This is a genomic window from Streptomyces sp. S3(2020), from assembly GCF_013044505.1.
Taxonomy (GTDB): domain Bacteria; phylum Actinomycetota; class Actinomycetes; order Streptomycetales; family Streptomycetaceae; genus Streptomyces.
This window is the reverse complement of the sequence record NZ_JABERD010000046.1, coordinates 1-24,689: the sequence shown is the minus strand read 5'-3', so window position 1 is coordinate 24,689 and position 24,689 is coordinate 1. Positions and strand designations below refer to the sequence as shown.

23 protein-coding genes and 1 pseudogene are annotated in these 24,689 nt (G+C 70.8%); 5 read left to right on the top strand and 19 right to left on the bottom strand.

What is annotated here, in order from left to right; genetic code table 11:
• Positions 1 to 16: 16 nt before the first annotated feature.
• The 14 genes and pseudogenes from HLK59_RS17225 to HLK59_RS50485 form a co-directional block, all read right to left on the bottom strand.
• Complete coding sequence (locus HLK59_RS17225; RefSeq protein ID WP_171142317.1) at positions 17 to 1,120, bottom strand: aliphatic sulfonate ABC transporter substrate-binding protein; 1,104 nt, start codon at positions 1,118 to 1,120, stop codon at positions 17 to 19.
• Positions 1,121 to 1,342: 222 nt separating this feature from the next.
• Positions 1,343 to 2,671 carry a GTP-binding protein gene (locus tag HLK59_RS17215; RefSeq protein ID WP_171142316.1) on the bottom strand — a complete coding sequence of 443 codons (1,329 nt, stop codon included), beginning with the start codon at positions 2,669 to 2,671 and terminating at the stop codon, positions 1,343 to 1,345.
• Positions 2,672 to 2,673: 2 nt separating this feature from the next.
• A complete protein-coding gene (gene cysD, locus HLK59_RS17210) occupies positions 2,674 to 3,612 on the bottom strand; it encodes a sulfate adenylyltransferase subunit CysD (RefSeq protein WP_171142315.1) in 939 nt (312 codons plus the stop codon).
• Complete coding sequence (cysC, locus tag HLK59_RS17205) at positions 3,609 to 4,172, bottom strand: adenylyl-sulfate kinase (RefSeq protein ID WP_206327234.1); 564 nt, start codon at positions 4,170 to 4,172, stop codon at positions 3,609 to 3,611. Before cysC ends, cysD begins: the two co-directional genes overlap by 4 nt.
• Complete coding sequence (locus HLK59_RS17200) at positions 4,169 to 4,879, bottom strand: phosphoadenylyl-sulfate reductase (protein WP_171142313.1); 711 nt, start codon at positions 4,877 to 4,879, stop codon at positions 4,169 to 4,171. The genes cysC and HLK59_RS17200 overlap by 4 nt, the downstream gene beginning before the upstream one ends.
• Positions 4,876 to 5,055, bottom strand: a complete 180-nt coding sequence (locus HLK59_RS17195) for a hypothetical protein (RefSeq protein WP_171142312.1) — start codon at positions 5,053 to 5,055, stop codon at positions 4,876 to 4,878. Before HLK59_RS17195 ends, HLK59_RS17200 begins: the two co-directional genes overlap by 4 nt.
• Positions 5,052 to 6,749, bottom strand: a complete 1,698-nt coding sequence (locus tag HLK59_RS17190) for a nitrite/sulfite reductase (protein WP_171142311.1) — start codon at positions 6,747 to 6,749, stop codon at positions 5,052 to 5,054. The genes HLK59_RS17195 and HLK59_RS17190 overlap by 4 nt, the downstream gene beginning before the upstream one ends.
• Before the next feature lie 127 nt (positions 6,750 to 6,876).
• Positions 6,877 to 6,960, bottom strand: a complete 84-nt coding sequence (locus tag HLK59_RS52395; RefSeq protein WP_310591794.1) for a putative leader peptide — start codon at positions 6,958 to 6,960, stop codon at positions 6,877 to 6,879.
• Positions 6,961 to 7,087: 127 nt separating this feature from the next.
• A complete protein-coding gene (locus tag HLK59_RS17185) occupies positions 7,088 to 7,660 on the bottom strand; it encodes a GNAT family N-acetyltransferase (RefSeq protein ID WP_171142310.1) in 573 nt (190 codons plus the stop codon).
• 64 nt (positions 7,661 to 7,724) lie between these two features.
• Positions 7,725 to 8,990 (bottom strand): hypothetical protein, encoded by a 1,266-nt coding sequence (locus tag HLK59_RS17180; protein ID WP_171142309.1) that lies wholly within the window; start codon positions 8,988 to 8,990, stop codon positions 7,725 to 7,727.
• Between the two features lie 152 nt (positions 8,991 to 9,142).
• Complete coding sequence (locus HLK59_RS17175) at positions 9,143 to 10,432, bottom strand: GAF domain-containing protein (protein WP_171142308.1); 1,290 nt, start codon at positions 10,430 to 10,432, stop codon at positions 9,143 to 9,145.
• Positions 10,433 to 10,870: 438 nt separating this feature from the next.
• Complete coding sequence (locus tag HLK59_RS17170) at positions 10,871 to 12,505, bottom strand: acyl-CoA dehydrogenase family protein (protein ID WP_171142307.1); 1,635 nt, start codon at positions 12,503 to 12,505, stop codon at positions 10,871 to 10,873.
• 158 nt (positions 12,506 to 12,663) lie between these two features.
• Positions 12,664 to 14,697 (bottom strand): non-ribosomal peptide synthetase, encoded by a 2,034-nt coding sequence (locus HLK59_RS17165; protein ID WP_171142306.1) that lies wholly within the window; start codon positions 14,695 to 14,697, stop codon positions 12,664 to 12,666.
• Between the two features lie 95 nt (positions 14,698 to 14,792).
• Positions 14,793 to 14,981: pseudogene (locus HLK59_RS50485) on the bottom strand (hypothetical protein); the annotation flags it as partial.
• 421 nt (positions 14,982 to 15,402) lie between these two features.
• Between HLK59_RS50485 and HLK59_RS17155 the strand changes: the two are divergent.
• On the top strand, positions 15,403 to 16,542 hold the full coding sequence (locus tag HLK59_RS17155) for a YihY/virulence factor BrkB family protein (RefSeq protein ID WP_171142305.1): 1,140 nt from the start codon (positions 15,403 to 15,405) through the stop codon (positions 16,540 to 16,542).
• Positions 16,543 to 16,609: 67 nt separating this feature from the next.
• On the opposite strand, the gene HLK59_RS17150 is transcribed toward HLK59_RS17155, so the two are convergent.
• Complete coding sequence (locus HLK59_RS17150; protein WP_171142304.1) at positions 16,610 to 17,443, bottom strand: NAD(P)H-binding protein; 834 nt, start codon at positions 17,441 to 17,443, stop codon at positions 16,610 to 16,612.
• A gap of 80 nt (positions 17,444 to 17,523) precedes the next feature.
• On the opposite strand from HLK59_RS17150, the gene HLK59_RS17145 reads away from it, so the two are divergent.
• Together HLK59_RS17145 and HLK59_RS17140 are read left to right on the top strand one after the other, a co-directional pair.
• The gene (locus HLK59_RS17145; RefSeq protein ID WP_171142303.1) at positions 17,524 to 18,498 is read left to right on the top strand and encodes an AraC family transcriptional regulator; all 975 of its coding nucleotides are present in this window, start codon (positions 17,524 to 17,526) and stop codon (positions 18,496 to 18,498) included.
• A 69-nt stretch (positions 18,499 to 18,567) separates the two neighbouring features.
• A complete protein-coding gene (locus tag HLK59_RS17140; RefSeq protein WP_171142344.1) occupies positions 18,568 to 19,254 on the top strand; it encodes a helix-turn-helix domain-containing protein in 687 nt (228 codons plus the stop codon).
• Here HLK59_RS17140 and HLK59_RS17135 read toward each other — a convergent pair.
• Together HLK59_RS17135 and HLK59_RS17130 are read right to left on the bottom strand one after the other, a co-directional pair.
• Positions 19,237 to 19,638: a VOC family protein gene (locus HLK59_RS17135; RefSeq protein WP_171142302.1), complete on the bottom strand. Its 402-nt coding sequence runs from the start codon at positions 19,636 to 19,638 to the stop codon at positions 19,237 to 19,239. The genes HLK59_RS17140 and HLK59_RS17135 overlap by 18 nt on opposite strands.
• A 78-nt stretch (positions 19,639 to 19,716) precedes the next feature.
• Positions 19,717 to 20,349 carry a VOC family protein gene (locus HLK59_RS17130; protein ID WP_171142301.1) on the bottom strand — a complete coding sequence of 211 codons (633 nt, stop codon included), beginning with the start codon at positions 20,347 to 20,349 and terminating at the stop codon, positions 19,717 to 19,719.
• A 155-nt stretch (positions 20,350 to 20,504) separates the two neighbouring features.
• On the opposite strand from HLK59_RS17130, the gene HLK59_RS17125 reads away from it, so the two are divergent.
• Positions 20,505 to 21,203, top strand: coding sequence for a ThuA domain-containing protein (locus HLK59_RS17125; RefSeq protein ID WP_171142300.1), 699 nt, complete (start codon positions 20,505 to 20,507; stop codon positions 21,201 to 21,203).
• On the opposite strand, the gene HLK59_RS17120 is transcribed toward HLK59_RS17125, so the two are convergent.
• Together HLK59_RS17120 and HLK59_RS17115 are read right to left on the bottom strand one after the other, a co-directional pair.
• Positions 21,127 to 22,824, bottom strand: coding sequence for a transposase (locus HLK59_RS17120; RefSeq protein ID WP_240982466.1), 1,698 nt, complete (start codon positions 22,822 to 22,824; stop codon positions 21,127 to 21,129). The genes HLK59_RS17125 and HLK59_RS17120 overlap by 77 nt on opposite strands.
• Positions 22,817 to 23,392, bottom strand: coding sequence for an IS607 family transposase (locus HLK59_RS17115; RefSeq protein ID WP_171142299.1), 576 nt, complete (start codon positions 23,390 to 23,392; stop codon positions 22,817 to 22,819). The genes HLK59_RS17120 and HLK59_RS17115 overlap by 8 nt, the downstream gene beginning before the upstream one ends.
• 142 nt (positions 23,393 to 23,534) lie before the next feature.
• Here HLK59_RS17115 and HLK59_RS17110 point away from each other — a divergent pair.
• The coding region (locus tag HLK59_RS17110; RefSeq protein WP_346779749.1) for a serine/threonine-protein kinase at positions 23,535 to 24,689 on the top strand (1,155 nt) is incomplete at its 3' end.

The window sequence follows — 24,689 nt, the reverse complement described above, 5'->3', positions numbered from 1 at the left end:
CTCGTGGGGATCTACGTCAGCTGGTGCCGAGACCGGCGGCGCTGACCGTGCTCTCGCCCGCGGCCTTGAGGACCTTGTTGAGGATCGTCAGGTCGTAGATGTCCTTCAGGTTCGGCTGCTCCAGCAGACCGGCCTTGACCGCGTGCTCCGCCTCGGTGTTGAGGGTGGCGGCCAGCGGGTCGTTGGTGAACTGGATCGACTTCCACGCCGGGTCCAGGACGTCGGCCGGCAGCTCCTTGCCCGAGTCGATGCCCAGCTGCTTGTTGGCCGCCGCCTTCGCCTCGTCAGGGTTGGCGTTGATCCACTTGTTGGTCTCCACCGCGGCCTTCAGGACCGCCTCGACGACCTTCGGGTGCTCCTTGAGGAAGTCCTGGCGCACGATGATGTTCGTGATCACGAACTTCTTGTCGGGCCACAGCGACGCCTCGTCCAGCAGCACCTTGCCGCCCTCGGCGACCAGCTTCGACGCGGTCGGCTCCGGCACCCAGGCACCGTCGATGGAACCGGCCTTGTAGGCGTCCGGGGTGATCTTGTTGTCGGTACGGACGACGGTGACGTCACCCTTGCCGCTCTGCGCGTCGACGTCCCAGCCCTGGTCCGCGATCCAGTTGAGGAACGCCACGTCCTGCGTGTTGCCCAGCTGCGGGGTCGCGATCTTCTTGCCCTTGACGTCCTTCAGGGACTTGATCTTGTCCGGGTTGACCACGAGCTTCACACCGCCGGACGCCGAACCGCCGATGATCTTCAGGTTCTTGCCGTCGGACTTGGTGTAGCCGTTGATCGCCGGGGAGGGGCCGATCCAGCCGATGTCGATCGACTTGGAGTTGAGGGCCTCGATCTCGGACGGGCCCGCGTTGAAGGTCGCGTACGAAGCCTTCGTGGCGCCGAGCTCCTTCTGGAAGAAGCCCTTCTGGTTGGCGACCAGCGCGGTGCCGTGCGTCAGGTTGCCGAAGTAACCGATCTTGACGGAGTCGAGTCCTTCGATCTTCTCGGCCCCGGCAGCGACCTTGGCGGTGTCGTCGTCCTTCGCCTCGGAGCCGTAACCGCAGGCGGCGAGGGTGAGAAGGGGGAGCGCGGCTATGACCGCGAAGGTGCGGCGAAGAGCGGATTTTGCAGGCACGGGAGGTGTTCCTCTCGGAGGCCCGGCGGTCACGGTCTCTCAGGTCGTGGCCGGGAGGTCGGCAGGTCTGCGTCTACGGCGGTGGGGGGTGAGGGCGCGCAAGCGGTGCGCGTACGTCAGCGCACACATCGCGCCACCCCGCCCTGCCCGCTGCCGAGCGCACCGCTGCCGACGCGGCCGCCCTCCTTCGCGAACGTGGAGAAGTAGTCGGTGGAGTTCATGTCAGAAGTCCCACCCGTCGTCCTCGGCCGCGTCCTTGACGGGCTCCGGGGACGCGAACGACTCGCCGACCATGCCCGCGGTGAGCGTGGTGCCGTCGTTCGGGTCGATGAGGATGAACGAGCCGGTGCGCCGGGAGTCGGCGTAGGAGTCCACCGGCAGCGGCTCCGCGGTGCGGACCTTCACGCGGCCGATGTCGTTGGCGACGAGCTGTCCCGGGTGCGGGTGCAGGGACAGGTCGTCGAGCGTGAGACGGGACGGGATGTCCTTGACGATCGCCTTCACCGTGCGGGTGCCGTGCTTGAGCAGCACCCGGTGACCGACGGTCAGCGGCGCGTCGGCCACATGGCAGACGGTCGCCTCGATGTCCTGGGTGGTCGGCGGGGCGTCCTTGCTGGGCACGATCAGGTCGCCGCGCGAGATGTCGATGTCGTCCTCCAGGAGGACCGTCACCGACTGGGTCGTCCACGCGACGTCGACCGGCTCACCCAGCAGGTCGATACCGGCGATCCGCGAGCCGCGACCCGAGGGCAGCACGGTCACGGCCTCGCCGACACGGAAGGAACCGGCGGCGATCTGGCCCGCGTAGCCCCGGTAGTCCGGGTGCTCGGCGGTCTGCGGACGGATCACGAACTGCACGGGCAGCCGCGCGTGGCAGTGGCTCAGGTCGTGGGTGACCGGGACCGTCTCCAGGTGCTCCAGGACGGTCGGACCGCCGTACCAGTCCATGTTCGCGGACGGCTCCACCACGTTGTCACCGGCGAGCGCCGAGATCGGGATCGCGGTGACCTCCGGGACGCCCAGCTCGGTCGCGTACGCCGTGAACTCCTCGGCGATCGCGGCGAACACGGACTCCTGGTAGTCGACCAGGTCCATCTTGTTCACCGCGAGGACCACGTGCGGCACCCGCAGCAGCGCCGCGAGGGCCGCGTGCCGGCGGGTCTGCTCGACGACGCCGTTGCGGGCGTCGATCAGGATCACCGTCAGCTCGGCCGTGGAGGCACCCGTCACCATGTTGCGGGTGTACTGCACATGGCCGGGCGTGTCGGCGAGGATGAACCGGCGCCGGGCGGTGGCGAAGTAGCGGTACGCCACGTCGATGGTGATGCCCTGCTCGCGCTCGGCCCGCAGACCGTCCGTGAGCAGCGCGAGGTCGGGACCTTCCTGCCCGCGCGCGGTCGAGGCCCGCTCCACGGCCTCCAGCTGGTCGGTGAGCACCGACTTGGAGTCGTGCAGCAGCCGGCCCACCAGGGTGGACTTGCCGTCGTCGACGGAGCCGGCGGTGGCGAACCGCAGGAGCGTGGTCTCGGAGAGTTCCGTGGTCGTGCTCATGCTTAGAAGTACCCCTCGCGCTTACGGTCTTCCATCGCGGCCTCGGACATCTTGTCGTCGGCGCGGGTCGCGCCCCGCTCGGTCAGCCGGGAGGCCGCGATCTCGACGATGACGTCGTCCAGCGTCACCGCGTCCGAGTCGACGGCCCCGGTGCAGGACATGTCACCGACGGTCCGGTAGCGCACGAGGCGCTTCTCGACACTCTCGCCGTCCTTGGGCCCGCCCCACTCGCCGGCGGTCAGCCACATACCGCTGCGCGCGAACACCTCACGCTCGTGCGCGAAGTAGATCTCCGGCAGCTCGATGCCCTCGCGGGCGATGTACTGCCAGACGTCCAGTTCGGTCCAGTTGGACAGGGGGAAGACGCGGACGTGTTCGCCGGGGGCGTGCCGGCCGTTGTAGAGGTTCCACAGTTCGGGGCGCTGGCGGCGCGGGTCCCACTGCGAGAACTCGTCGCGCAGGGAGAAGACACGCTCCTTGGCGCGGGCCTTCTCCTCGTCGCGCCGGCCACCGCCGAAGACCGCGTCGAACTTCTCCGACTGGATCTTCTCGGTCAGCGGCAGCGTCTGCAACGGGTTACGGGTCCCGTCCGGACGCTCCTTGAGCACCCCGCGGTCGATGTAGTCCTGCACGGAGGCGACATGCAGCCGCAGACCGTGCCGCTCGACCGTACGGTCCCGGTACTCCAGCACCTCGGGGAAGTTGTGCCCGGTGTCCACGTGCAGCAGGGAGAAGGGGATCGCGGCGGGCGCGAAGGCCTTGAGCGCCAGATGCAGCATGACGATGGAGTCCTTGCCGCCGGAGAAGAGGATCACCGGCCGCTCGAACTCACCCGCCACCTCGCGGAAGATGTGGACCGCCTCGGATTCGAGAGCGTCCAGGTGGGAGAGGGCGTACGGAGCGTCCGTACCCTCCGCCACCGCGGCGACGGTCGTCGTCATGCCAGTCCCCTCTCGGTGAGCAGCGCGTGCACAGCCGCCGCGGACTCCTGGACGGTCTGGTCCTGCGACTCGATCCGCAGGTCGGGCGACTCGGGCTCCTCGTACGGGTCGTCGACGCCGGTGAGCCCGGACAGCTCGCCCGCGGCCTGCTTGGCGTACAGACCCTTCACATCGCGTACGGAGCACACCTCGACCGGAGTCGCCACATGCACCTCGATGTAGGCCGCCCCGCCCTCCTGGTGGCGCTTGCGCACCGCCTCACGGCTGTCCGCGTACGGCGCGATCACCGGGACGAGCGCCTTGACGCCGTTGCGGGCGAGCAGTTCGGCGAGGAAGCCGATGCGCTGCACGTTCGTGTGCCGGTCCTCGCGGCTGAAGCCGAGGCCCGCCGAGATGAACTCGCGGATCTCGTCGCCGTCGAGCACCTCGACGAGATGGCCCTCCTCGCGCAGCCGGCCAGCCAGCTCGTACGCGATGGTGGTCTTGCCGGCACTCGGCAGACCCGTGAGCCAGACGGTGGCTCCGGTCGTCACGTGCAACTCCTTCTCGGTGATGGTCATTCGTGCAGCCCGCACTCGGTCTTCCCGCGGCCCGCCCAGCGGCCGGCGCGCGCGTCCTCGCCCTCAAGGACCCGGCGGGTGCAGGGGGCGCAGCCGACGGAGGCGTAGCCGTCCATCAGCAGCGGGTTGGTGAGGACGCCGTGTTCGGCGACGTAGGCGTCCACGTCGTCCTGGGTCCAGCGGGCGATCGGGGAGACCTTGACCTTCCGGCGCTTCTCGTCCCAGCCGACGACCGGGGTGTTCGCCCGGGTCGGGGACTCGTCGCGGCGCAGCCCGGTCGCCCAGGCCAGATACCGGGTGAGGCCCTGCTCCAGGGGCTGCACCTTGCGCAGCTTGCAGCACAGGTCGGGGTCGCGGTCGTGCAGTCGGGGCCCGTACTCCGCGTCCTGCTCGGCGACGCTCTGACGCGGGGTGAGCGTGATGACGTTGACGTCCATCACGGCCTCGACCGCGTCCCGGGTGCCGATGGTCTCCGGGAAGTGGTAGCCGGTGTCGAGGAACACCACGTCCACACCCTTGCGGGCCCGGGACGCGAGGTGCGCGACGACCGCGTCCTCCATGGAGGAGGTCACACAGAAGCTCTTGCCGAACGTGTCGACGGCCCACTGGAGGATCTCCAGCGCGGAGGCGTCCTCCAGGTCACGGCCCGCCTGCTCGGCGAGCGCCTTGAGATCGTCGGTCGTACGTTCTTCCTGAACGGCGGTCATATGTGCTCTCCCCCTGCTTCGGACTGCTGAAGACCCCGGGCGAGGAGCCCGAGGAACTTCAACTGGAAAGCGCGGTTGCACGCCGCGCATTCCCACGCGCCGTGGCCCTGTTCGGACGGACGGAGGTCCTCGTCGCCGCAGTAGGGGCAGTAGAAGGGGGCGGCCCGCTCGCTCATGAGAGGGCCTCCTCGGACGCCCGCGAGGCCCAGGCGGCGAACCGCTCGCCGTCCTCGCGCTGCTCCTGGAAGCGCGTCAGGACCCGCTCGACGTAGTCGGGGAGTTCGTCGGAGGTGACCTTCAGACCACGGACCTTGCGGCCGAAGCCGGCCTCCAGACCGAGGGCGCCGCCCAGGTGCACCTGGTAGCCCTCGACCTGCTCGCCCTGGTCGTTGAGCACGAGCTGGCCCTTGAGACCGATGTCCGCCACCTGGATACGGGCGCAGGCGTTCGGGCAGCCGTTGATGTTGATGGTGAGCGGCTCGTCGAACTCCGGGATCCGGCGCTCCAGTTCGTCGATCAGCGAGGAGCCGCGCTGCTTGGTCTCGACGATGGCGAGCTTGCAGTACTCGATACCGGTGCAGGCCATGGTGCCGCGCCGGAACGGGGACGGCTTGGCGGTCAGGTCAAGGGCCTGAAGGGCCTCGACCAGCGGCTCGACCTGCGCCTCCTCCACATCGAGGACGATCATCTTCTGCTCGACGGTGGTGCGCAGCCGGCCCGAGCCGTGCGCCTCGGCCACCTCGGCGATCTTCGTCAGCGTGGCGCCGTCGACGCGGCCGACGCGCGGGGCGAAGCCCACGTAGTAACGGCCGTCCTTCTGCCGGTGCACACCGACGTGGTCGCGCCAGCGGCCCGCCGGGTCGGCGGGCGCGGGGCCGTCGACCAGCTTGCGCGCCAGGTAGTCGTCCTCCAGGACCTGGCGGAACTTCTCCGCGCCCCAGTCGGCGACGAGGAACTTCAGACGGGCACGCGTGCGCAGCCGCCGGTAGCCCCAGTCACGGAAGATGCCGATCACACCGGCCCAGACGTCCGGGACCTCCTCCAGCGGCACCCAGGCGCCGAGCCGGACGCCGAGCTTCGGGTTGGTGGACAGACCGCCGCCCACCCACACGTCGAAGCCGGGGCCGTGCTCGGGGTGCTCGACGCCGACGAAGGCCACGTCGTTGATCTCGTGGACGACGTCGAGCAGCGGGGAGCCGGAGATCGCCGTCTTGAACTTGCGCGGCAGGTTGGAGAACTCCTTGCTGCCGATGTACCGCTCGTGGATCTCGTCGATCGCCCAGGTGCCGTCGATGATCTCGTCCTCGGCGATACCGGCGACCGGCGAGCCGATGACGACACGCGGGCAGTCGCCGCAGGCCTCGGTCGTGGACAGACCGACCGCCTCCAGGCGGTTCCAGATCTCCGGGACGTCCTCGATACGGATCCAGTGCAGCTGGATGTTCTGCCGGTCGGTGATGTCGGCGCTGCCGCGCGCGAACTCCTCGGAGATCTCACCGATCACCCGCAGCTGCTGGGTGGTGAGGCGTCCGCCGTCGATCCGCACCCGCAGCATGAAGTACTTGTCGTCCAGCTCCTCCGGCTCCAGGATCGCGGTCTTGCCGCCGTCGATCCCGGGCTTGCGCTGGGTGTAGAGGCCCCACCAGCGCATCCGGCCGCGCAGGTCGTTGGGGTCGATCGAGTCGAAGCCCCGCTTGGAGTAGATCGTCTCAATGCGTGTCCGCACGTTGAGACCGTCGTCGTCCTTCTTGAACTGCTCGTTGCCGTTCAGCGGGGTGTGGTGTCCCGCGGCCCACTGACCCTCACCGCGGTGACGGCTCACCTTGCGGCGCGGAGTCGTGGCAGCAGGGTTCTGCGGGGTGGCGGCCATGGTTTTTTCGTCCTTCGGGACAGGCGGAAAGCGGCTCTTACCTGCTCGTACGGGCGCATGGGTGTACGCGCGCGTCTTCGTGCAGGCTGAAGAGGGGTACGAGAGATGTCGGCGGTGCTGCGGCTCGTCAGCGCGCCGGACAGATGGCGCTGGACATGCGGCCGAGGTCGACGTGCCGCCGACTCACCAAGGCAATTCCAGTTCCAGACATGACGGAAGCGTGTCACGGCGTTCTGGACACAGTCCAGCTTCGTCCATCATGCGGACACCCTTGTCCCGTAGAGTGAGACAAGGGTGTCCTCGATCACATACGTTGCGCGACGTCTTGTCCGCGCAGGTCAGGCCGGGTAAGCGCCCGGCCAGGGCCCCGGTGCGGCCACGTCGGGCTCCTCCTCGACCTTGGTGTCGAAGAGCTTGAAGCCCCGGCGCAGATAGTTGTCCATGGCGTGCTCCCCGTCCAGGCTGCATGTATGCAGCCAGACCCGCTTCGTCGGCGCCAGCCCCGGCCAGCGGTCCGCGAGGTCCCAGGCGCGGGCGGCGCCGTACGACAGCAGGTGGCCGCCGATCCGGCGGCCCCGGAAGGCCGGGATCAGCCCGAAGTAGACGATCTCCACGATCCCGTCGTCCTGCGGCTCCAGCTCCACGTACCCCGCGGGCGTGCCCCGGTCGTACGCCACCCAGGTCTCCACACCGGGCCGGCCCAGATGCTCCTCCCACCGCGGGTACGTCCAGCCGAGCCGGTCCGTCCAGAGGATGTCGCCGCCGACGGAGGCGTACAGGAAGCGGCTGAACTCGGGGGAGGGGACCTCGGAGCGCACGATCCTGACGTCGCCCTCCGGCCCGGCGGCCGGGAGGACGTCGGTCGGGGCGGTCTGTTCCAGGGACCAGGTGGTCACGGGGATGTTGGCCATGCCTGCCAGGGAACCATCCGGCCCGATGATCTGTCGAACGGCGCCGTGATCCGCCCGCCGGGCCCTAGCCCAGCGCTCTGTCGACCGAGGCCAGCGGCATGGCGAACAGCATCCGGCCCGACTGCGACCAGACCTCGCCGGTCGCCTCCCAGTAGGACAGGGAATCCGACTCGGTGCTCCAGCACTGGCGGCTCTCGTCGGTGCCGCACCGGGTGGCCCGCGCGCCGGTCGCGCTCTGCCGCCACAGCGTCCCGTGGTCGCCGTCCGCGTCCGCGGCACGGCCGAGGTACCAGTCGGAGCCGTACGACAGCACGGCGCCGACGCCGGCCGCCTCCGTCTCGTACGCCTCGTCGACCCGGGTGTACCCGGCGGGGTCCGTGGTGAGGAGTCCGGCGCGGTCGGAGGCGCTGCTGAAGTCGTAGCGCCACAGCCGCACGTCCCGGTCGTCGTCCGTGGAGACCCACTCGCTCGCGACCAGACTGTCGGGGGAGGTGCTGCGGTCCAGGGAGAGATAGTCGGGCTGCGCGGCGGCCTTCCCGCCGGCCAGGCTGTAGGTGCCGACCGCGGGCAGCACCCAGCGGTTGCCGTGCGCCGCCCAGCCGCCGTCCACGCGGCCGACGGCGGGGCTGTCCACCGTGGTGCGCTGGACGCGGTCCATGTCGTACACGTACAGGCCCTCGGCGGCGGTCACCAGCAGCTTGTCCTGGTACCAGACCATGCCGGAGATCCGGGAGTCGAGGGCGCGGTAGTCACGGCCGCCGTCGACCGGGACGGCGAGCAGGACCCAGGAGTAGGTGGGGCGGTCCAGGTCGCCCGCGTCGATGAACGCCACCTTGGCCAGATCATGGGCGCCCTGCGACCAGGCCGACAGGATCACCCGGTTCTGCCCCCACATGCCGTCGTCGTCCGCGTCGCCCGAGGTGGTGACCGCGCCGGCCTGCCAGGACCGGGTGTCGGCGGCGTCCCAGCAGTACGCGCGGGTGGCGGCCGGCTCGACGGGCAGCGCCTCGCGGTCGGTGGCGGAACAGTCGTCGGCGCTGCGCAGGGTGTGGTCGGCGCTGTCGAGGACGGCGCTCACGCCGACCGGCCGGCCCATCGCGGAGGCGAGCCGGTCGAGATCGCGCTGCGGCTCCAGGTGTTCGCGCAGGCGCAGTACGTCCGTCTCGGCGGACGTGGCGAGCGGCTTCAGGGCCCCCGGATCGTCGGCGACCGTGGCCTGCGAGGCACTGATCATCGTGGCGGCGGCGGTGAGCGCGAGGGCGGTCCCGGCCAGGAAGGCTCGCGCCGCTCTGCCTCGCTTCTGCCTGCGGTGTCTGCCGCGCTGCGTCATGTCGTCCTCCCGAGGCGGGCCAACTGCGCCTGGTGATCCGTACGTTGACCAAGGAGCAGGTGGGGTGGCCCGTACAGGGATGCTACGGCAGTCGGGCCCCGCCGGTGACGAAGACCCTGCAAATATGCGAAAGATGCCGCCTGTTGGGTGCTTCAGGGCGAGTGTGTGGACAACCGTTTGCCGGTCACCGCGGGTGCCGTCGAGTGCGGCAGCAGGTCGTGCGGGTCGGCGGGGCGGCGGACCTCGACCTCCGCACCTTCGCAGAAACGATACGGCCGGTGTTCCAGAAGTCCCCCGAGATACCGGCGTACCCGGGACATCTCCGCCCGCACCGTCACCCGGCGCTCCGGGTCCCCGAACATGTCCTCGGCCAGGCCCGCCGCACTGCGACCGCTCCGGTGCACGGCCAGCAGATACAGCAACTCGGCGTGCCGCGGACTCAGTTCATGGCTCCACGACCCGGCGATCCCGGACACCGTCACCGACCAGCGGCGCGGCTGCGACAGATCCAGCACGATACGGGTGGCGCCCTCCGGCACCGGCTCGGCCGCCGCCCGCACCAGCCAGCCGCCCGCGAGCGGCTCCACCGAGCACAGACCCAGCGTCGGCAGCCACCGCCGCCCCGCCGTCAGCGACTTGGGCAGCCCGATCCGGTTCTGGTACGGCATCCCGGTCACCGCGGCCGTCCAGCCGTCCCCGTCCACCACCAGGGCCCGGCCGCCGAGCCGCGCCAGCACCGGCGCCCCCACCGCGCGCAGTTGCTCCAGCGAGGCCTGGTGCAGCTCCCGCAGCCGGGCCTCGGCGAGCTTGGCCACCGAGTCGACCCACGCGAGCGTGGCCGGATGCATCGTGTCCAGCGGCCCGCTCACGTCCACCACACCGATCAGCCGACCGTCCCGCGGGTCAGTGATCGGCGCCCCGGTGCAGGTCCAGGAGGTCTGCGAGCGCACGAAGTGCTCGGAGGCGAAGACCTGCACCGGCCGGCGGGCCACCACCGGGGTGCCGATGCCGTTGGTGCCCACGACGCTCTCCCGCCAGTCCGCGCCGAGTTCGAAGCCGGTCCCGTCGGCCTTGCGCAGCACCGGGGAACTGCCCTCCCGCCACAGCACCCGGCCCTCCTCGTCGGCGACCACCATGATGTGGTGGGCGACGTCCGCGACCGACAGCAGCCCCTGCCGCAGCACCGGCAGGACGTGCCGCAGCACCGAGGTCTCGCGCCGCCGCTGCACCTCCTCCAGGGACAGCAGCCCGGTCCGGAAGTCGTGGTCGGGATCGACCCCGCCGCGCAGCATCCGTCCCCAGGACTCCTCGATCACCGGACGGGGTGCGAGCGCGGCCCGCTGCCCGGAGAGGGTGGCGGAGCGCATGTCGCTGAGCACCCGTGCCGCACGCGCCGCGTCCACGGCGGCGAGCTGGGTGACGTCCGTCGGCGATTGCGCCACGGGATCCTCCCGGATGAGGGAATGTTGAAGGACTGATGAAGGGCTGCGGACAACCGGTTTCTCATCGCCTTTCGGCCACGCGAGCGACGTCCGTCCTGACTGTTCGTCTCATAGTGCCTTTCGCCCCTCGTGGACGGGCTCAGTCCGGCCACAGTCAGCAGCAAGTTGCAACCCCCTGCAACCCTGGTGGACCGCCGAGCCTTGTTTGAAACTTGAGCGACGCCGTCCCGAGCGGCGTTCGCGGCCTCGAACGGGCCACGGTGGGGGTGGTGCCGTGTCGGCGCAGCACCACCCCCTACCACTTGCCTCCGGCGGTCGGGCGGGTTTCGCGGTAGGGGGTGCCTGGTCGATGTGTGGTGGCCTCCGCGGGTGGTTCGTGGTTGCTCGCGCCCGCGCGGCGGTAGCCGCACATTGATACGGTCCCGCGCCCCTGGACGGTCAGGCCTGCGGCCCGGACCGGTCCACCACTGACGCCAGGTCCAAGGTCGGCGGCAGGGTGCCGAACGCCGTGCCTGCGTCGCCGCCGAGGCGGGAGGCGCAGAACGCGTCGGCCACCTCCGGTGGTGCGAAGCGGACCAGCAGCGAGCCCTGGAGGACGAGCGCGAGTCGCTCGGTGAGCCGTCGGGCTCGGGCCTCGATGCCCTCCAGGTCGGCCAGTTCCGTCAGCAGGTTCTTGATCGCGCCGTCCAGGCGGTGGTCGGCGCCGCGGGCCCTGCCGACCTCCTGGAGGTAGGCGTTGAGGGCCAGGGGCTCCCGTCGCAGGACCCGCACCACGTCCAGGGCCTGGACATTGCCCGCGCCCTCCCAGATCGAGTTCAGCGGGGACTCGCGCACCAGCCGGGGCATGCCGGAGTCCTCGACATAGCCGTTGCCACCCAGGCACTCGGCGGCCTCCAGCGTCACCGGGGCGCAGCGCTTGGTCACCCAGTACTTGGCGGCGGGCACCGCGATCCGCAGGAAGGCACGCTCCTGCTCGCCGCCGTCGTCGCAGGCCGCCGCGAGCCGCAGCGCCAGCGTGGTCGCCGCCTCGGACTCCAGGGCGAGATCGGCCAGAACGTTGCGCATCAGCGGCTTGTCGACGAGCCTGCCGCCGAACGCCTCGCGGTACGTGCAGTGGTGGACGGCCTGGGCGACGGCCTGCCGCATCAGCCCCGCCGAACCGAGGACGCAGTCGAGCCGGGTCGCCGCGACCATCTCGATGATGGTCCGCACACCCCGGTCCTCCTCGCCGACCCTGCGTGCCCAGGTGCCGTCGAACTCGACCTCGGCGGAGGCGTTGGAGCGGTTGCCCAGCTTGTCCTTGAGGCGCTGGAGACGGAACGGGTTGCGGGTGCCGTCGTCCAGGACGCGCGGGACGAGGAAGCAGGTCAGCCCGTCGGGAGCCTGGGCGAGGACGAGGAAGCCGTCGGACATGGGGGCCGAACAGAACCACTTGTGGCCGGTCAGCTCATAGGTGCCGTCCTCGGCCAGCGGGGTGGCCCGGGTGGTGCCCGCCCGTACGTCGCTGCCGCCCTGCTTCTCCGTCATCCCCATGCCGAACAGGGCGCCGGCCTTGCGGTGCGCGGGGCGCAGCCCACGGTCGTAGACCATCGACGTCAGTCGGGGCTCCCACTCCTCGGCGAGGACCGGGTCCGTGCGCAGCGCGGGGACGGCGGCGTGGGTCATCGACAGGGGGCAGAGGTTGCCGGCGTCGACCTGGGTCCAGACCAGGAACGCGGCGGCTCGGCGGACGTGGCCGGCGGGGCGGGTCCAGGCCGCGGTGAGACCGGCGGAGACGCCCTTGCCGAGGAGGCGGTGCCAGGCCGGGTGGAAGTCGACCTCGTCGATGCGGTGGCCGTAACGGTCGTGGGTGCGCAGGGTCGGGGGGTGCTCGTTGGCCTGTGCGCCCCATTCCTGGACCTGGGCGGAGCCGGACGTCTTGCCCAGGGCCGAGAGTTCGCCGTGCACCTCGTCCAAGAGGTCGGGGTCCGTGTGGCGTTCCACGGCCGCGACCAGGGCTTTGTCGGCTGTGTAGAGGTCGTGGCCGATCAGGGGCGGGGGCTGGTTGGTCACGGTGTGCGTGCTGCCTGCCATGAGGGGGAACCTACCCGCCGTGGGGGTGTGATGTCGTTCGGCGGGTGCGGGTCGTTCGTGGCTGGTCGCGCCCACGCGGCGGTGGCCGCAGATCGATACAGCCCCGCGCCCCTACAGCCTCGCGCCGCTACAGGGGCGCTGCCCTCAGGTGGTTCCTTTCAGGCGGTTCGGTCGAGCAGGCCCGCGAGGTCGGCGAGGACCGGGTGGCGGGTGACGTCCTTGAGGGTGATCGCCCGGTCCAGGGCGATCGCCAGCTTCACGGCGGCCAGTGAGGTGCCGCCGCGGTCGAAGAAGTGATCATGGCGGCCGATCCGGTCGGCCGGGATCCCCAGCACCTCGGCCCAGGCGGCGGCGAGCCGCAGCTCGACCGGCGTACTGGGACCGTCCGTCCGCGTGTCGAGGTCCTCGGCGAGCGCGGTGAGCGTGCGCCGGTCGGTCTTGCCGTTGGCGGTCAGCGGCAGCCGCCGACGCCAGTGCACGACCGACGGGACCATGTACGCGGGCAGCGAGGCGGCCAGCCTCCGCCGCACGGCACCCGCGTCGACCGGCGTCGCCCCGGTGCAGAACGCGACCAGCCGCGTACCCCGCACGACGACCACCGCCGCGTCCCGGACGCCGGGCACCCGCAGCAGCGTGTTCTCGATCTCGCCGATCTCGACGCGGACACCCCGGATCTTCACCTGGGTGTCCCGGCGCCCGAGGAACTCCAGCTTCCCGTCGGGCAGCCAGCGCCCGTGGTCCCCGCTGCGGTACAGCCGCTCCCCGGGCCGGTACGGGTCCTCGGTGAACGCCGCCTTCGTGCGCTCGGGATCGTTGACGTACCCGCGGCCCACGCACACCCCGGAGAAGACGATCTCGCCGGGCGCGCCCAGCGGCACCGGCACCAACCGCTCGTCGACGACGTAGATCCGCACATTGGCGATCGGCCGCCCGAGCGGGACCCGGGCCTCGTCCGGTACCCGGTCCATGACCTCGTGGTTGGTGTCGTCCGACGTCTCCGTCAGACCGTAGGCGTTGACGAGCGGGATTCCGGGCCGGGCCGCGAACCAGCGCTCCACCAGCTCCTTCCTCACCGTCTCCCCGGTCACCGACACCCTGCGCAGATCGGGGAGTTCACGCGGCCGCTGCTCCAACTCGGCCAGCACCGCCTCCAGACACGACGGCACCACCTGGAGCACACTGACCCGGCCGCGCTCGATGGTGTCCACGAACCGCGGCACGTCCAGGGTCGTGTCCTGCCCGACCAGCAGCGTCCGCCCGCCCACCAGCAGCGCGGCCAGCAGCTGCCACAGGGAGATGCCGAAGGACTGCGGCGCGGTCTGCGCGACCACCTGACCGGGGCCGATGTCCAGGTCCTCCACCTTGGCGAGGACGTGGTTGGCGAAACCGGCGTGCTCGCACATCGCACCCTTGGGTTCCCCTGTGGAACCCGACGTGAAGCAGATGTAGGCCAGTTGGTCCGCCGCGACGGGGACACCGAGGTCGGTCTCGGCATGGTCCTCTTCATAGGCGGCCGAGACCGAGTCCTTGGTGAGGACGAGGTCGTAGTCCGCGCGGGCGAGGATCGCCCTGACCCGTCCGGCCGGGAAGTGCGGATCGATGGGCAGATACACCCCGCCCGCCTTGAGGACGCCGAGCACGGCGGCCAGCCAGTCGAGGTTGCGCTCCATGAGCACGGCGACGACGCCCTCGGTGCGCAGTCCGTGCCCCAGCAGGGCCCGGCCGATGCGGTTGGCCCGGGAGTTGAGTTCGCCGTACGTCCACTGCCTGTCCCCTTCCACGGCGGCCACGGCGTCGGGGTGGGCCGCCGCCCGCTCCTCGAACAGCTCGTGCACCCGCCGGTCCGGCAGAACGCGTCGCGGACCCGCCAACTCCTCCAGCTGGAAGTGGAGTTCGGCCTCGGACAGCAGGCTGCGCCGTACCGGTGTGGTGAGGGCGGCCAGGTGGTAGCCGGCGATCCGGGCGGCGGCCTCGCGGTCGAGGACGTCGGTGCGGTACCGCAGGCGCAGGGTGTGGCCGACGACGGCGACCCGGAGCACGGTGTCGTCGCGGTCGGCGCGGAAGCTCGCGAGCACCCTGTCGTGTGCGGCCCGGACGGCCCGTGCGTCGACCGACAGGCCGTCCGGCAGCGGGACCTCGTACACCGCCGTGCCGGGCCTCGGGTCGAGGGTCCAGTGCGGGATCGTGTTCATGGCCCTACCTCCCCACCGCGGGACTTCCGCCCCGGTGCGCCCGCCGTCCTGTCCGGCGGTGGGGGCGGCTCCTCGGCCCTGGCCACGGCGGATTCCGGGGCCCGTTCGAGCGCGGCGGCCGGGCTGCGGACGGTCGGACGGCCGTAGTCGTCCCGTATCGACACGGACGGCAGGTCCGGGAGTTTCCTGACCCGGGCGCAGAAGTGGCTGTCGGGCGGTACACGGTCCACTCGGACGACACCGGCCAGGATTTCTGCGAGAACACGTTCAGTGCCGTTCGGCACAAGAGCTCCTCGGTGATTGGTGCAGTTCCCCGGGGGCAGTGAGAAATGCGGTGCGACATGTTCTGGAGGTGATGGGAGTGGCCGTGGGAAAGGCCACGTCACAGGCGACGCGGCTGGAAAAGGCCATGGTCAGTGACCCGTGAATTCCCCCGTGTCGTGTGCGCCCGAGTGATCCTCGGCATACGCGACGAATGCAATCAGGATTGTTTCGGCAGATTCATGAACACTTCAAGAGATTTTCGGTCATTGGCCCGTTTCCGGGCCCCGATGATTTCCGGATCAGGGTGTTCACATCAGTGACCGAACATTTCGGCCAACGCGGACATGACAGGAAAACGGTTCGAATCGCCTACGCGCTCACACGGGCCCGACGACCACCCGGGGGATGAGTGCAGCCTCCCGCGACGGATACCTTTAGGGCGTGCAGCCAGCAAGTGAATCCCCCCAGCGGCCCCCCTCCGGCCGCCTCCACCGGGCGCGTGCCCTCTATCGGGACGTCTCCAAGCGCAGGACCGCCTGGCTGCTGCTCAAGGACACCGTCAACTCGTGCATGGAGTACCGCATCCTGGGCCTCGCCGCCGAGGCCGCGTTCTTCACCCTGCTGTCCGTGCCGCCGCTGCTGCTCAGCATGATCGGCCTGCTCGGCTACGTCGACGACTGGACCGGTACCGACAGCATCAGCAGCCTGGAGGCCAACCTCCTGGAAGCCTCCCGCACCGTCCTGTCCGACAAGGGCGTACGGCAGATCGCGCAGCCGATCCTCGACGACGTGATGAACGGCGGCCGCCCCGACGTCATCTCCATAGGCTTCCTCTTCGCCCTGTGGTCCGGCTCCCGCGCGGTCAACGTCTTCATCGACACCATCACTGTCATGTACGGCCTCGACGGCGTCCGGGGGATCGTCAAGACCCGTCTGGTGGCGTTCCTGCTCTTCCTCGCGGCCCTGCTCATCGGCTCCATCGCGCTGCCGCTGATGGTCGCGGGGCCGGACGCCGTGGTACGGATCGTGCCGTGGTCGGGGACCCTCGTACAGATCCTGTACTGGCCGGTGGTGATCATCCTGTCGATCGCCTTCCTGACCACGCTGTACCACGTGTCGGTCCCCGTCCGCTCCCCCTGGATCGAGGACGTGCCCGGCGCACTGGTCGCCCTCGCCATGTGGGTGCTCGGCAGCTTCCTGCTGCGCATCTACCTCACGAACACCATCGAGGGCGCGTCGATCTACGGCTCCCTCGCCGCCGCCGTCGCCGTGATGCTGTGGATCGGTGTCTCCGCCTTCGCCGTCCTCGTCGGCGCCGCGGTCAACGCCGCGATCGACCGGGTCTGGCCGGCCGCCGCGACGGCAGCGGCCCGCGCCGCGAACGACCGGGTCCGCGAGGCGCAGGTCGCCGAGTACGTCGCACGAGCCGCGGCCCACCACAGCGTCGACCCGGAAGACCCCGACATGCCCTCGGAGTTCCCGGAGCGGTGGTCGCGGTTCCTGCCGCCGGAGGACGTGACGTCGAGACTGCGGACGCATGTGAGGAGCACACACCCCCCGCACAAGGAGGACGGTTCTTAGAGGGGTCGGGGTGGCCTGAGGAACCTCAGGGGCGCGGCGCCGCATCGATGTGCGGCTCCGCCGCGCGCTATCCCTTCCACACCCCCGCCGCCGCAGCCTCCCGAACGAACTCCCCGAACTCCCGAGGCGCACGTCCCAGCACCTCCCGGACCCCGTCCGTGAGACGCGCGTTCCGCCCGTCGAGCAGCCCCTCGAACACCTCCACCAGGAACTCCGCCTCCTCCGGCGGCACCCCGAACCCCACCAGCGCGTCCCCGTAGTCCCGCGCCGGAACCGGGATGTACGCCAGTTCCCGCCCGGACGCCGCCGCGATCTCCGCGACCGCCTCCCGGAACGACAGCAACCGAGGCCCCGTCAGCTCCAGCGTCCGCCCCACATACGCCTCGCCGGACGTCAACGCCACCGCCACCACGTCCGCGATGTCCCGCACATCGAGGAACGGCTCCGGAACCTCACCCGCCGGAAACGCCAGCTCCCCCCGCCGCAACTCCTCCACCAGCGGCCCCTCACTGAAGTTCTGCGAGAACCACGACGCCCGTACGACCGTCCAGTCCGCCCCCGACGACCTCAACGCCTCCTCCGTCGCCAGCGCCTGCGTCTCACCCCGCGCCGACAGCAGCACCAGCCGCCGTACGCCGAGCCCCACCGCCTCCCGGGCGAGCGCCCCGATCCCCTCGGCCGCCGCCGGGGAGCCGACGTCGGACGGGTACATCAGATACGCCGCGTCCGCGTCCCGCAGTGTCTCCGCCCAGGTCGTCGGGTTCTCCCAGTCGAAGCCCTGGGCCCGGGACGCCGCCCGCACCTCGAACCCGGCCGCCCGCACCGCCTGCGCCACCCGGCTGCCCGTACGACCCGAGGCGCCGGTCACCACCACTGTCTTCTTCGCCGTGTTGTCTGCCATGCCCCCAGTCAACGGCCGCACGCCCCAAGACCCCATCGCTGAACGGCTCATTCCCATACGCGGCCGTCTACGCTGACGGAATGGACGCACTCGCAGGCCTTCTCGAAGGACCCCGCGCGCGGGGCGCCTTCATGATCCGAGCGTGTTTCGAACCCCCCTGGTGCGTACGCATCGAGGACCGCGCACCCCTCACCGTCATGCTCATGATCCGCGGCGAGGCGTGGATCACGCCGGACACGGGCGAGCGAAGCGAGATGGGGGTCCCCCCGGCCGAAGGCTGGGGGAAGGTCCGGCTGCGCGCAGGCGACCTCGCCATCGCCCGCGGCCCCGACCCCTACACCTGCGCCGACGACCCCGGCACCGCACCGCAGGCGGTGATCCTGCCGGGCGCCGAGTGCCACTACCCGGACGGGCGCGCCCTGAACGGCTCCATGGACCTGGGCGTGCGGACCTGGGGCGACCGCCTCGACGGATCGGCCGTGATGCTCATCGGCACGTATCTGTGGCAGGGCGAGGTCAGCGGGCGCCTCCTGGACGCGCTGCCGCCCCTGCTCACACTCACCTCCGATGTGTGGGACTGCCCGCTCACACCGTTCCTCATGGAGGAGATCGTGCGCGACGAGCCCGGCCAGGAGGTCGTCCTCGACCGGCTGCTCGACCTGCTGGTCATCGCGGCACTGCGGGCGTGGTTCTCCAGGCCCGAGGCGGCGGCACCGGCCTGGTACCGGGCGATGGCGGACCCGGTCGTCGGGCGGGTGCTGCGACTCGTCCAGGACGATCCGGCCCACCCCTGGACGGTGGCGTCCCTCGCGGCGAAGGCCGGGGTGTCCCGGGCGGCCCTCGCCCGGCGCTTCACGGAGCTGGTGGGGGAGCCGCCGATGACCTATCTGACCGGCTGGCGGCTGGCCCTGGCCGCGGACCGTCTTCGGGACAGCGACGCGACACTCGACGCGATCGCCCGGCAGGTGGGGTACGGGAGCGCGTTCGCGCTGTCGAGTGCCTTCAAGCGGGTCTACGGGGTGAGTCCGCAGGAGCATCGGGGGAGGGTGGCGTAGGGGCGTAGGGGCGTAGGGGCGTAGGGGCGTAGAGGCGTCGGCGGTCGCGGGGAGCGTAGCGTGGTCTTCATGTACGCGGAGCGGGCTTCCCGACTCGACGGTGCCGTCGTCTGGACCAATCAGCCGTCCTCCGACGGGCCCGGGCGCGTCCTGCCCGACGGGTGCATGGATCTGCTCTGGCACGAAGGACGGCTGCTCGTCGCCGGGCCCGACACGCGCGCGTACGTCACCGAAGGCGCGCCGAGCGCGTGGGCCGGGGTTCGCTTCGCGCCCGGTACCGCGCCCGCGCTGCTCGGCGTTCCCGCCCGCGAGCTGCTCGACCGGCGCGTCGACCTCGCCGACCTCTGGCCGGCCGCCGAGGTCCGCAGGCTCACCGCGCGCGTGAACGCGGCCGCTGATCCGGCGAGCGGGCTCGAAGAGGTGGCGTTGGGGCGGGCGGCCGATGCCGAACCCGGCGATCCTCTGCTACGACATGTCGTGGACGCCCTCGACGCGGGCCGGCCGGTCGCCGCCACCGCCGACGAACTCGCTCTCGGCGCCCGCCAGTTGCACCGCAGATGCCTCGCCGCGTTCGGGTACGGCCCCAAGACCCTGGCCCGAGTGCTGCGATTGCAGCGGGCGCTAGGCCTGGCCCGGGGCGGGGTGTCGTACGCGGAGACGGCGATCCGCGCCGGCTTCGCCGACCAGGCTCATCTGGCCCGGGACGTCCGCGAGTTGGCCGGTGTGCCGCTGACCGAGCTACTGGGCCGCCGGTAGCGGCGCGAACAGGTCGACGCCGTTGCCGTCCGGATCGAGCAGGCTCGCGTACCGCTGGCCCCAGACCGCGTCCCACGGCTTCAGCTCGCCGTGGTGACCGGCGCCCACCAGCTCCTCGTACACCGAATCCACCTCGCCGGGACTGTCGCAGCGCAGGGCCAGCGCCGTGCGACCGCCGCCGGCCGGTGCCTGCCAGCCCGTGTGGAAGGACCGCACCACCTCCTCGGTGTCCAGCAACAGCCGCAGTCCGCCCGGGAGTTGTGCCTCGACATGCCCCTCCTGCTCGGAGCCCTCGGGGAACTCGAACCCCAGGCGGCGGTAGAAGGCGAGGGAGGCGGCCATGTCGGAGACGATCAGGCCGATGGCATCGAATCGTGGAGTCATGCGGCCACCGTAGGCAGGGCGGGGGCGCCAGGTCTTGAAGGAATCGGACGTGTCCTCGACCACGGACGGTGCCCGTGGTCAGTCGAAGCGGACCGGCCCCAGCGCGGTGTCCACCGTGAAGGAGAGCCCCACCGGCCCCTCGGTGACCGTGAGTTCGGTGTCCAGGGCCGCGAGCAGACCGCGGATCTCGTCCGGGTCGGGCGCGGTCGCGGACAGCGCCAGCAGGGGAGTGGCGGGCAGCCCCGACGCGGAGGGATGGACCGCGGTGCCCCAGTCGATGAGGAACGGCACCAGACCGGAGGGGTGCTGGGTCTCGCCGTCCGTCAGCCGCCACTCCAGCAGGGTGCCGTCCGGTCTGCGACGGCTCATCGGATGCACCGCGCCCGGGTCGTACCCCCGGGCCCGGGCGGCCGCGACCGCCGCGTCCAGGTCCGGCGGACTGATCGCCCAGGTCACCGTGCGGGGCGCGGCCAGCGTGTCCACGTCGAAGGGGCGCGGACCCTGCGGCTCGGGCTGCTCCGGGTCCGGCCCGATGATCTCCAGATAACCGGTACCACCCAGCGACACCAGGTAGTTGCGGGTGCCGAACCCGATGTGCACCCCGCCGGGAGCGGGCGCCACCCCGGTCCGCCGGGTGAAGTCGGCAACTGTCGCCGCCAGATCGGGAGTTGCGAGCACAAGATGGTCAAGTCGTGCGGGAATGGTGTTCATCGTGCAGCCGAGGCTACGCAGACCGGCCTCCGTGAAGGAACAGTTGCGCGACGGCGTGTCGTCTCACGCGCGGGCCGGCGTGCCGTCGTCCGCGAAATTTTCGGGCTTGATCACTTGGCCGGGACCCGGACCGCGCGCGGCATAGGGTCGAAGCCATGACGCCCCGACTGCTCGTCTACACCCGCACCACCGGCTACCGGCACGACTCCATCCCGGCCGCCATCGCCGCCGTACGCACCCTCGGTGGCTTCGAGGTCGACGCGAGCGAGGACCCGACGGCAGTGGAGCAGCCCCTGGAGCGGTACGCCGCGATCCTCTTCCTCTCCACCAGCGGCGAGGTCCTCACCCCGGCCGGCCGCGAACGGCTCGCCTCCTACGTCGAGTCGGGCGGCGGCTTCGTAGGCGTACACGCGGCGGCCTGCACCGAATACGACTGGCCGTACTACGGCGAACTGCTGGGCGCCCGCTTCGACCGGCACCCCGACCACCAGCCCGGCAAGGCCGTCGTCGAGGACCACGACCACCCGGCCACCCGACATCTGCCCGCCGTATGGGACTTCACCGACGAGTGGTACGACTTCCGCACCAACCCCCGTGGCACGGTACGGGTGTTGGCCCGCGCCGACGAGTCGTCGTACGGCGGGGGTGGCATGGGTGACGACCACCCGCTGGTCTGGTGCCGCGAGCAGGGCAGGGGCCGGGTCTTCTACACGGCGCTCGGCCACGCCGCCGAGGCGTACGAGGACCCCGACTTCCGGGCGCATCTGCTGGGCGGGATCAGGTGGGCGGCCGGGCTGGACGGTTTCGGTCCCGACCGTGGTCAGCGGGCACAGAAAACCGTTCCTGATCAGTGAGCAGGAGTGGGTATTGGGCCCAGCCCTGGTCAACTGGCGCATCCCGAACGGTTGTGGATGCGCTGGTCACCCGCGTTCGCGCCGCGTCCGGCGACACGGATCGTGTCCGTGGTCCGGGGATGCGGGGGCGGGTTTCCTCGCGCCCGCGCGAGCCGTGTCCGGCCTGGACGGTCCGATGCCCCACACGATCACTCTGGTCGTGTGGGGGCGGTGCCGTCCGTCGCCGGACACGGTGCCCGAGAGCGCGTCGCCCGATCGCGACGCCGGCGGCGTCGTGGCGGGTGGTCTTGCGGTTCTTGCTGCTGAGGGGCTTCTGCCAGTGCTCGGCGCCCCAGCGGGAGGTGTAGGCGGGGTCGACGACGATGATGGTGATGCTGAGTTCGGCGGCCATGGATACCAGCCGTGCCCGCAGTTTGGCGACGGGCATGCCCGAGATCAGCTTACGGAACCGCTTCCTGCGGCCGTGCTTCTCCCGCGTCTTCTCCGCGCCGAAGTCCAGGTCCTCGATCGCGATGGAGACGCCTTCGCGCCGCGCCCAGCGAAGGAGGCGGGTGAGGGCGTGCCTCACCTGGGCGTCCCGGTAGGTGGCCGGTCCGTCGAAGTCGTAGAAGAATCGGCGGGGCTCACCCGTCGGGTTGCCGTGCTCATCCAGACGCCACGCTGCAATGTGGTCGGCGTTGGTGTCCACACCGATGAGCCCGTGCGCCCTGGCTACGGTCAAGGCAACGGTCCGGACCGGCGGGATCGTCCACGACGCGGTCAGGTACCAGCGGCCCCGGTCCACATCCAGGTGGATGCGGTAGGCGACAGCACGGTTCGCCGATACGCGGTCGGCCCACTCTTCGCCGCGGTGCCGGAAACCAATCCGGCCGTCAAGCACGTACCGGCCGCGAGCGGCGTTGGCCAGGTGCGCCAGCGGAGCCGGGAGCTTGATGCTGACCTCGCCGTCGCAGCTGACACGGATGGTCTCGTTCCCCAAACGCTTACCCGACTCCCCGTCTGCGTGCAGGAACCAGCGTCCGGCATCCCAGCGTCTGCGCCACTCGTCCTTGGTGAGCTGGGCGGCTTCCAGATTGTGCCGGGCTCGGGCCAGGCGCTTTCCTCCCCGCGCCACGTGCACGACACCGGCCTCACGGTCGGACCGCTCGCGTTCCAGCCGGTCTTCCAGAACATGCAGTCGCCGGGTCTTTTGGAACCACTCCTGCTTCGTGCAGTAGCCGCCTGGCGTCCGCCTCGTACCCTTTGCCCCGACAGGCTGGGACAGGCGGTGCGCAATCGTGCGCACTCCGTCCTCAAGGCTGTGAATGTGGGCGAGTTGGGCACGGCGCGCCAGGCCCCACTGGTCGTGGGTGGCCTTGGTGATGCTCCCGGCCCAGCGCGAGGATGACTCCTTGGTCAGGGCCCGTTTACGCTCTGCCCACTCGTCGCTGTTGTGATCGGTGCCCGCCCGGCAACGTGTCTTGAAGTCGGCGGAAGCAAGCGAACCCAGGTGTGCGCCCACCAGGGGCAGCACCTCATGGTCCCGCTGGGACATGCCTTTGATGCTGGTGCGGATCGCCACCCCGGACGGGCCCGGCGCAACGAACGGCGCCTCAATCGTGCGCAGTGCGGAGTCAGCCATGCTCGGCGGCCTCCAAAGCCATGCGGGCCCGGTTCTTCGCCGACCGGCGACCGTACAGGCGAGCACAGAACGAGGTCAGCACCTCCACCATGTCGCGCACCAGGTCGTCCTCGACCTCGCCGTCCTCAAGGACCACGAGGCGGCGCCCATGTGCGGACAGGGTGGCTTCGACAAGTTCGGTGCTCACCCGGCCCAGTCGGTCCTTGTGCTCGACCACCACCGTGGTCACGTCCGGATCGGCCAACAGGCGCTTGGCTTTGGGTCGCGCCCCGTTCATACCGGATGCGATCTCCGCCTCCACCCGCACCACTCGGTGGCCGGCCTGCTCCGCCCACCGGGACAGCCGGGCGACCTGCCGTTCCAGGTCGGTCTTCTGGTCCTGGGAGGAGACACGGGCGTACAGGCCCAGCCCGCCAATCGCCTCGGGCGCGGCATTGAGGCCTACGTTCACGAGGATCGTGCGTGGTCCGACCCGCTGAGCCGGTACCGGCAGCGTCCCCTCACGGAACCAGCGATACGCGGTCTGCGGATGCACGCCCTGCGCCTTCGCCCATTCCGTGAGATTCATGCTCAGACAACGACACTCACTCACGCATGGTTACGCTCACTCATCCAACCTTGACGACCAGCACTTGAAGACCCTTTAAGCTGCCGCTGTCGCACGGATGATCGGATCGTCGCGACAGGGGATCAGGGGATCAGGGGGACAGGTGAACAACGCGGCTGACGTGTTCCAGCCACTTCAGGTGGACGATCCACCCGTGGTGGCCGGTTACCGTCTCGCCGCCCGGCTCGGCGCGGGTGGCATGGGTCGGGTCTATCTGTCGCACACGGCGGGCGGCCGACCCGTGGCGATCAAGGTGGTACGCCCGGAGCTGGCCGACGACCCGGACTTCCGGCGGCGTTTCGGCCGGGAGATCAAGGCGGCCCGGCGGGTGCGGGGCGCCTACACCGCCGAGCTCATCGACGCCGACGCGGACGCCCGTCCGCCCTGGCTGGCCACGGTCTACGTCCCCGGACCCTCCCTCGCGGAAGCCGTCCACCGGCGCGGCCCGCTGCCGGTGCCTGCCGTGCTGTGGCTGATGGCGGGCGTGGCCGAGGCGCTCCAGGCCATCCACGGCGAGGGCATAGTCCACCGCGACCTGAAGCCGTCCAACGTCCTCCTGGCCGCCGACGGCCCCCGGGTCATCGACTTCGGTATCTCCCTCGCCGCCGACACCACGGCGTACACGGCCACGGGCGCCGCCGTCGGCACGCCGCAGTTCATGGCCCCCGAGCAGGCGGTCGCCGGCGACATCACACCGGCGACGGACGTCTTCGCGCTGGGCCAGACCGCGGCCTTCGCGGCTCTTGGCTCACCCCTGTACGGGGACGGCCCCTCGGCCACGATCCTCTACCGGATCGTCCACTCCGAACCCGACCTGTCCCGCCTCCCCGACTCGCTCCGGCCCCTCATCGAGCGATGCCTCGCCAGAGCCCCCCAGGAACGCGCCACCCTCGCCGAGGTCGTCGAGTGGTGCCGACAGCGACTGGGCCGCGACGCGGACGCGGGTGGCGGACCGGCGGTGTGGCAGGAGATCACAGGCCCCGAGGTGACGGTCCCGGCCCCGGTACCCGACCCGACACCGGTGCACACCATGCCGCTGATCGCCCCGCCCCCCGCTCCCGCCCCCACAGCACCGTCGCCAGTCACCGCGCGCTCAGCGGCACGGTGTGCGCCGCCGCCGGGGCGCCCCCCGCGCCCGGGACGACCACCGCGGGCCATGTGCTCACCTTCCACCCCAGCGGAGCGCAGCCCCCGTCCCGCACCCGGCGGTGCCGCCGACCGGACCCGCCGCCGCCCCCCCCGCCCGCGCCCCGAGCCG

Coding starts and splice junctions, on each gene's coding strand:
- HLK59_RS17215 (WP_171142316.1), bottom strand. CDS start 2,671: ATGAGCACGACCACGGAACTCTCCGAGACCACGCTCCTGCGGTTCGCC.
- cysD (WP_171142315.1), bottom strand. CDS start 3,612: ATGACGACGACCGTCGCCGCGGTGGCGGAGGGTACGGACGCTCCGTAC.
- cysC (WP_206327234.1), bottom strand. CDS start 4,172: ATGACCATCACCGAGAAGGAGTTGCACGTGACGACCGGAGCCACCGTC.
- HLK59_RS17200 (WP_171142313.1), bottom strand. CDS start 4,879: ATGACCGCCGTTCAGGAAGAACGTACGACCGACGATCTCAAGGCGCTC.
- HLK59_RS17195 (WP_171142312.1), bottom strand. CDS start 5,055: ATGAGCGAGCGGGCCGCCCCCTTCTACTGCCCCTACTGCGGCGACGAG.
- HLK59_RS17190 (WP_171142311.1), bottom strand. CDS start 6,749: ATGGCCGCCACCCCGCAGAACCCTGCTGCCACGACTCCGCGCCGCAAG.
- HLK59_RS52395 (WP_310591794.1), bottom strand. CDS start 6,960: ATGTCTGGAACTGGAATTGCCTTGGTGAGTCGGCGGCACGTCGACCTC.
- HLK59_RS17185 (WP_171142310.1), bottom strand. CDS start 7,660: ATGGCCAACATCCCCGTGACCACCTGGTCCCTGGAACAGACCGCCCCG.
- HLK59_RS17180 (WP_171142309.1), bottom strand. CDS start 8,990: ATGACGCAGCGCGGCAGACACCGCAGGCAGAAGCGAGGCAGAGCGGCG.
- HLK59_RS17170 (WP_171142307.1), bottom strand. CDS start 12,505: ATGGCAGGCAGCACGCACACCGTGACCAACCAGCCCCCGCCCCTGATC.
- HLK59_RS17165 (WP_171142306.1), bottom strand. CDS start 14,697: ATGAACACGATCCCGCACTGGACCCTCGACCCGAGGCCCGGCACGGCG.
- HLK59_RS17150 (WP_171142304.1), bottom strand. CDS start 17,443: ATGGCAGACAACACGGCGAAGAAGACAGTGGTGGTGACCGGCGCCTCG.
- HLK59_RS17145 (WP_171142303.1), top strand. CDS start 17,524: ATGGACGCACTCGCAGGCCTTCTCGAAGGACCCCGCGCGCGGGGCGCC.
- HLK59_RS17140 (WP_171142344.1), top strand. CDS start 18,568: ATGTACGCGGAGCGGGCTTCCCGACTCGACGGTGCCGTCGTCTGGACC.
- HLK59_RS17135 (WP_171142302.1), bottom strand. CDS start 19,638: ATGACTCCACGATTCGATGCCATCGGCCTGATCGTCTCCGACATGGCC.
- HLK59_RS17130 (WP_171142301.1), bottom strand. CDS start 20,349: ATGAACACCATTCCCGCACGACTTGACCATCTTGTGCTCGCAACTCCC.
- HLK59_RS17125 (WP_171142300.1), top strand. CDS start 20,505: ATGACGCCCCGACTGCTCGTCTACACCCGCACCACCGGCTACCGGCAC.
- HLK59_RS17120 (WP_240982466.1), bottom strand. CDS start 22,824: ATGGCTGACTCCGCACTGCGCACGATTGAGGCGCCGTTCGTTGCGCCG.
- HLK59_RS17115 (WP_171142299.1), bottom strand. CDS start 23,392: ATGAATCTCACGGAATGGGCGAAGGCGCAGGGCGTGCATCCGCAGACC.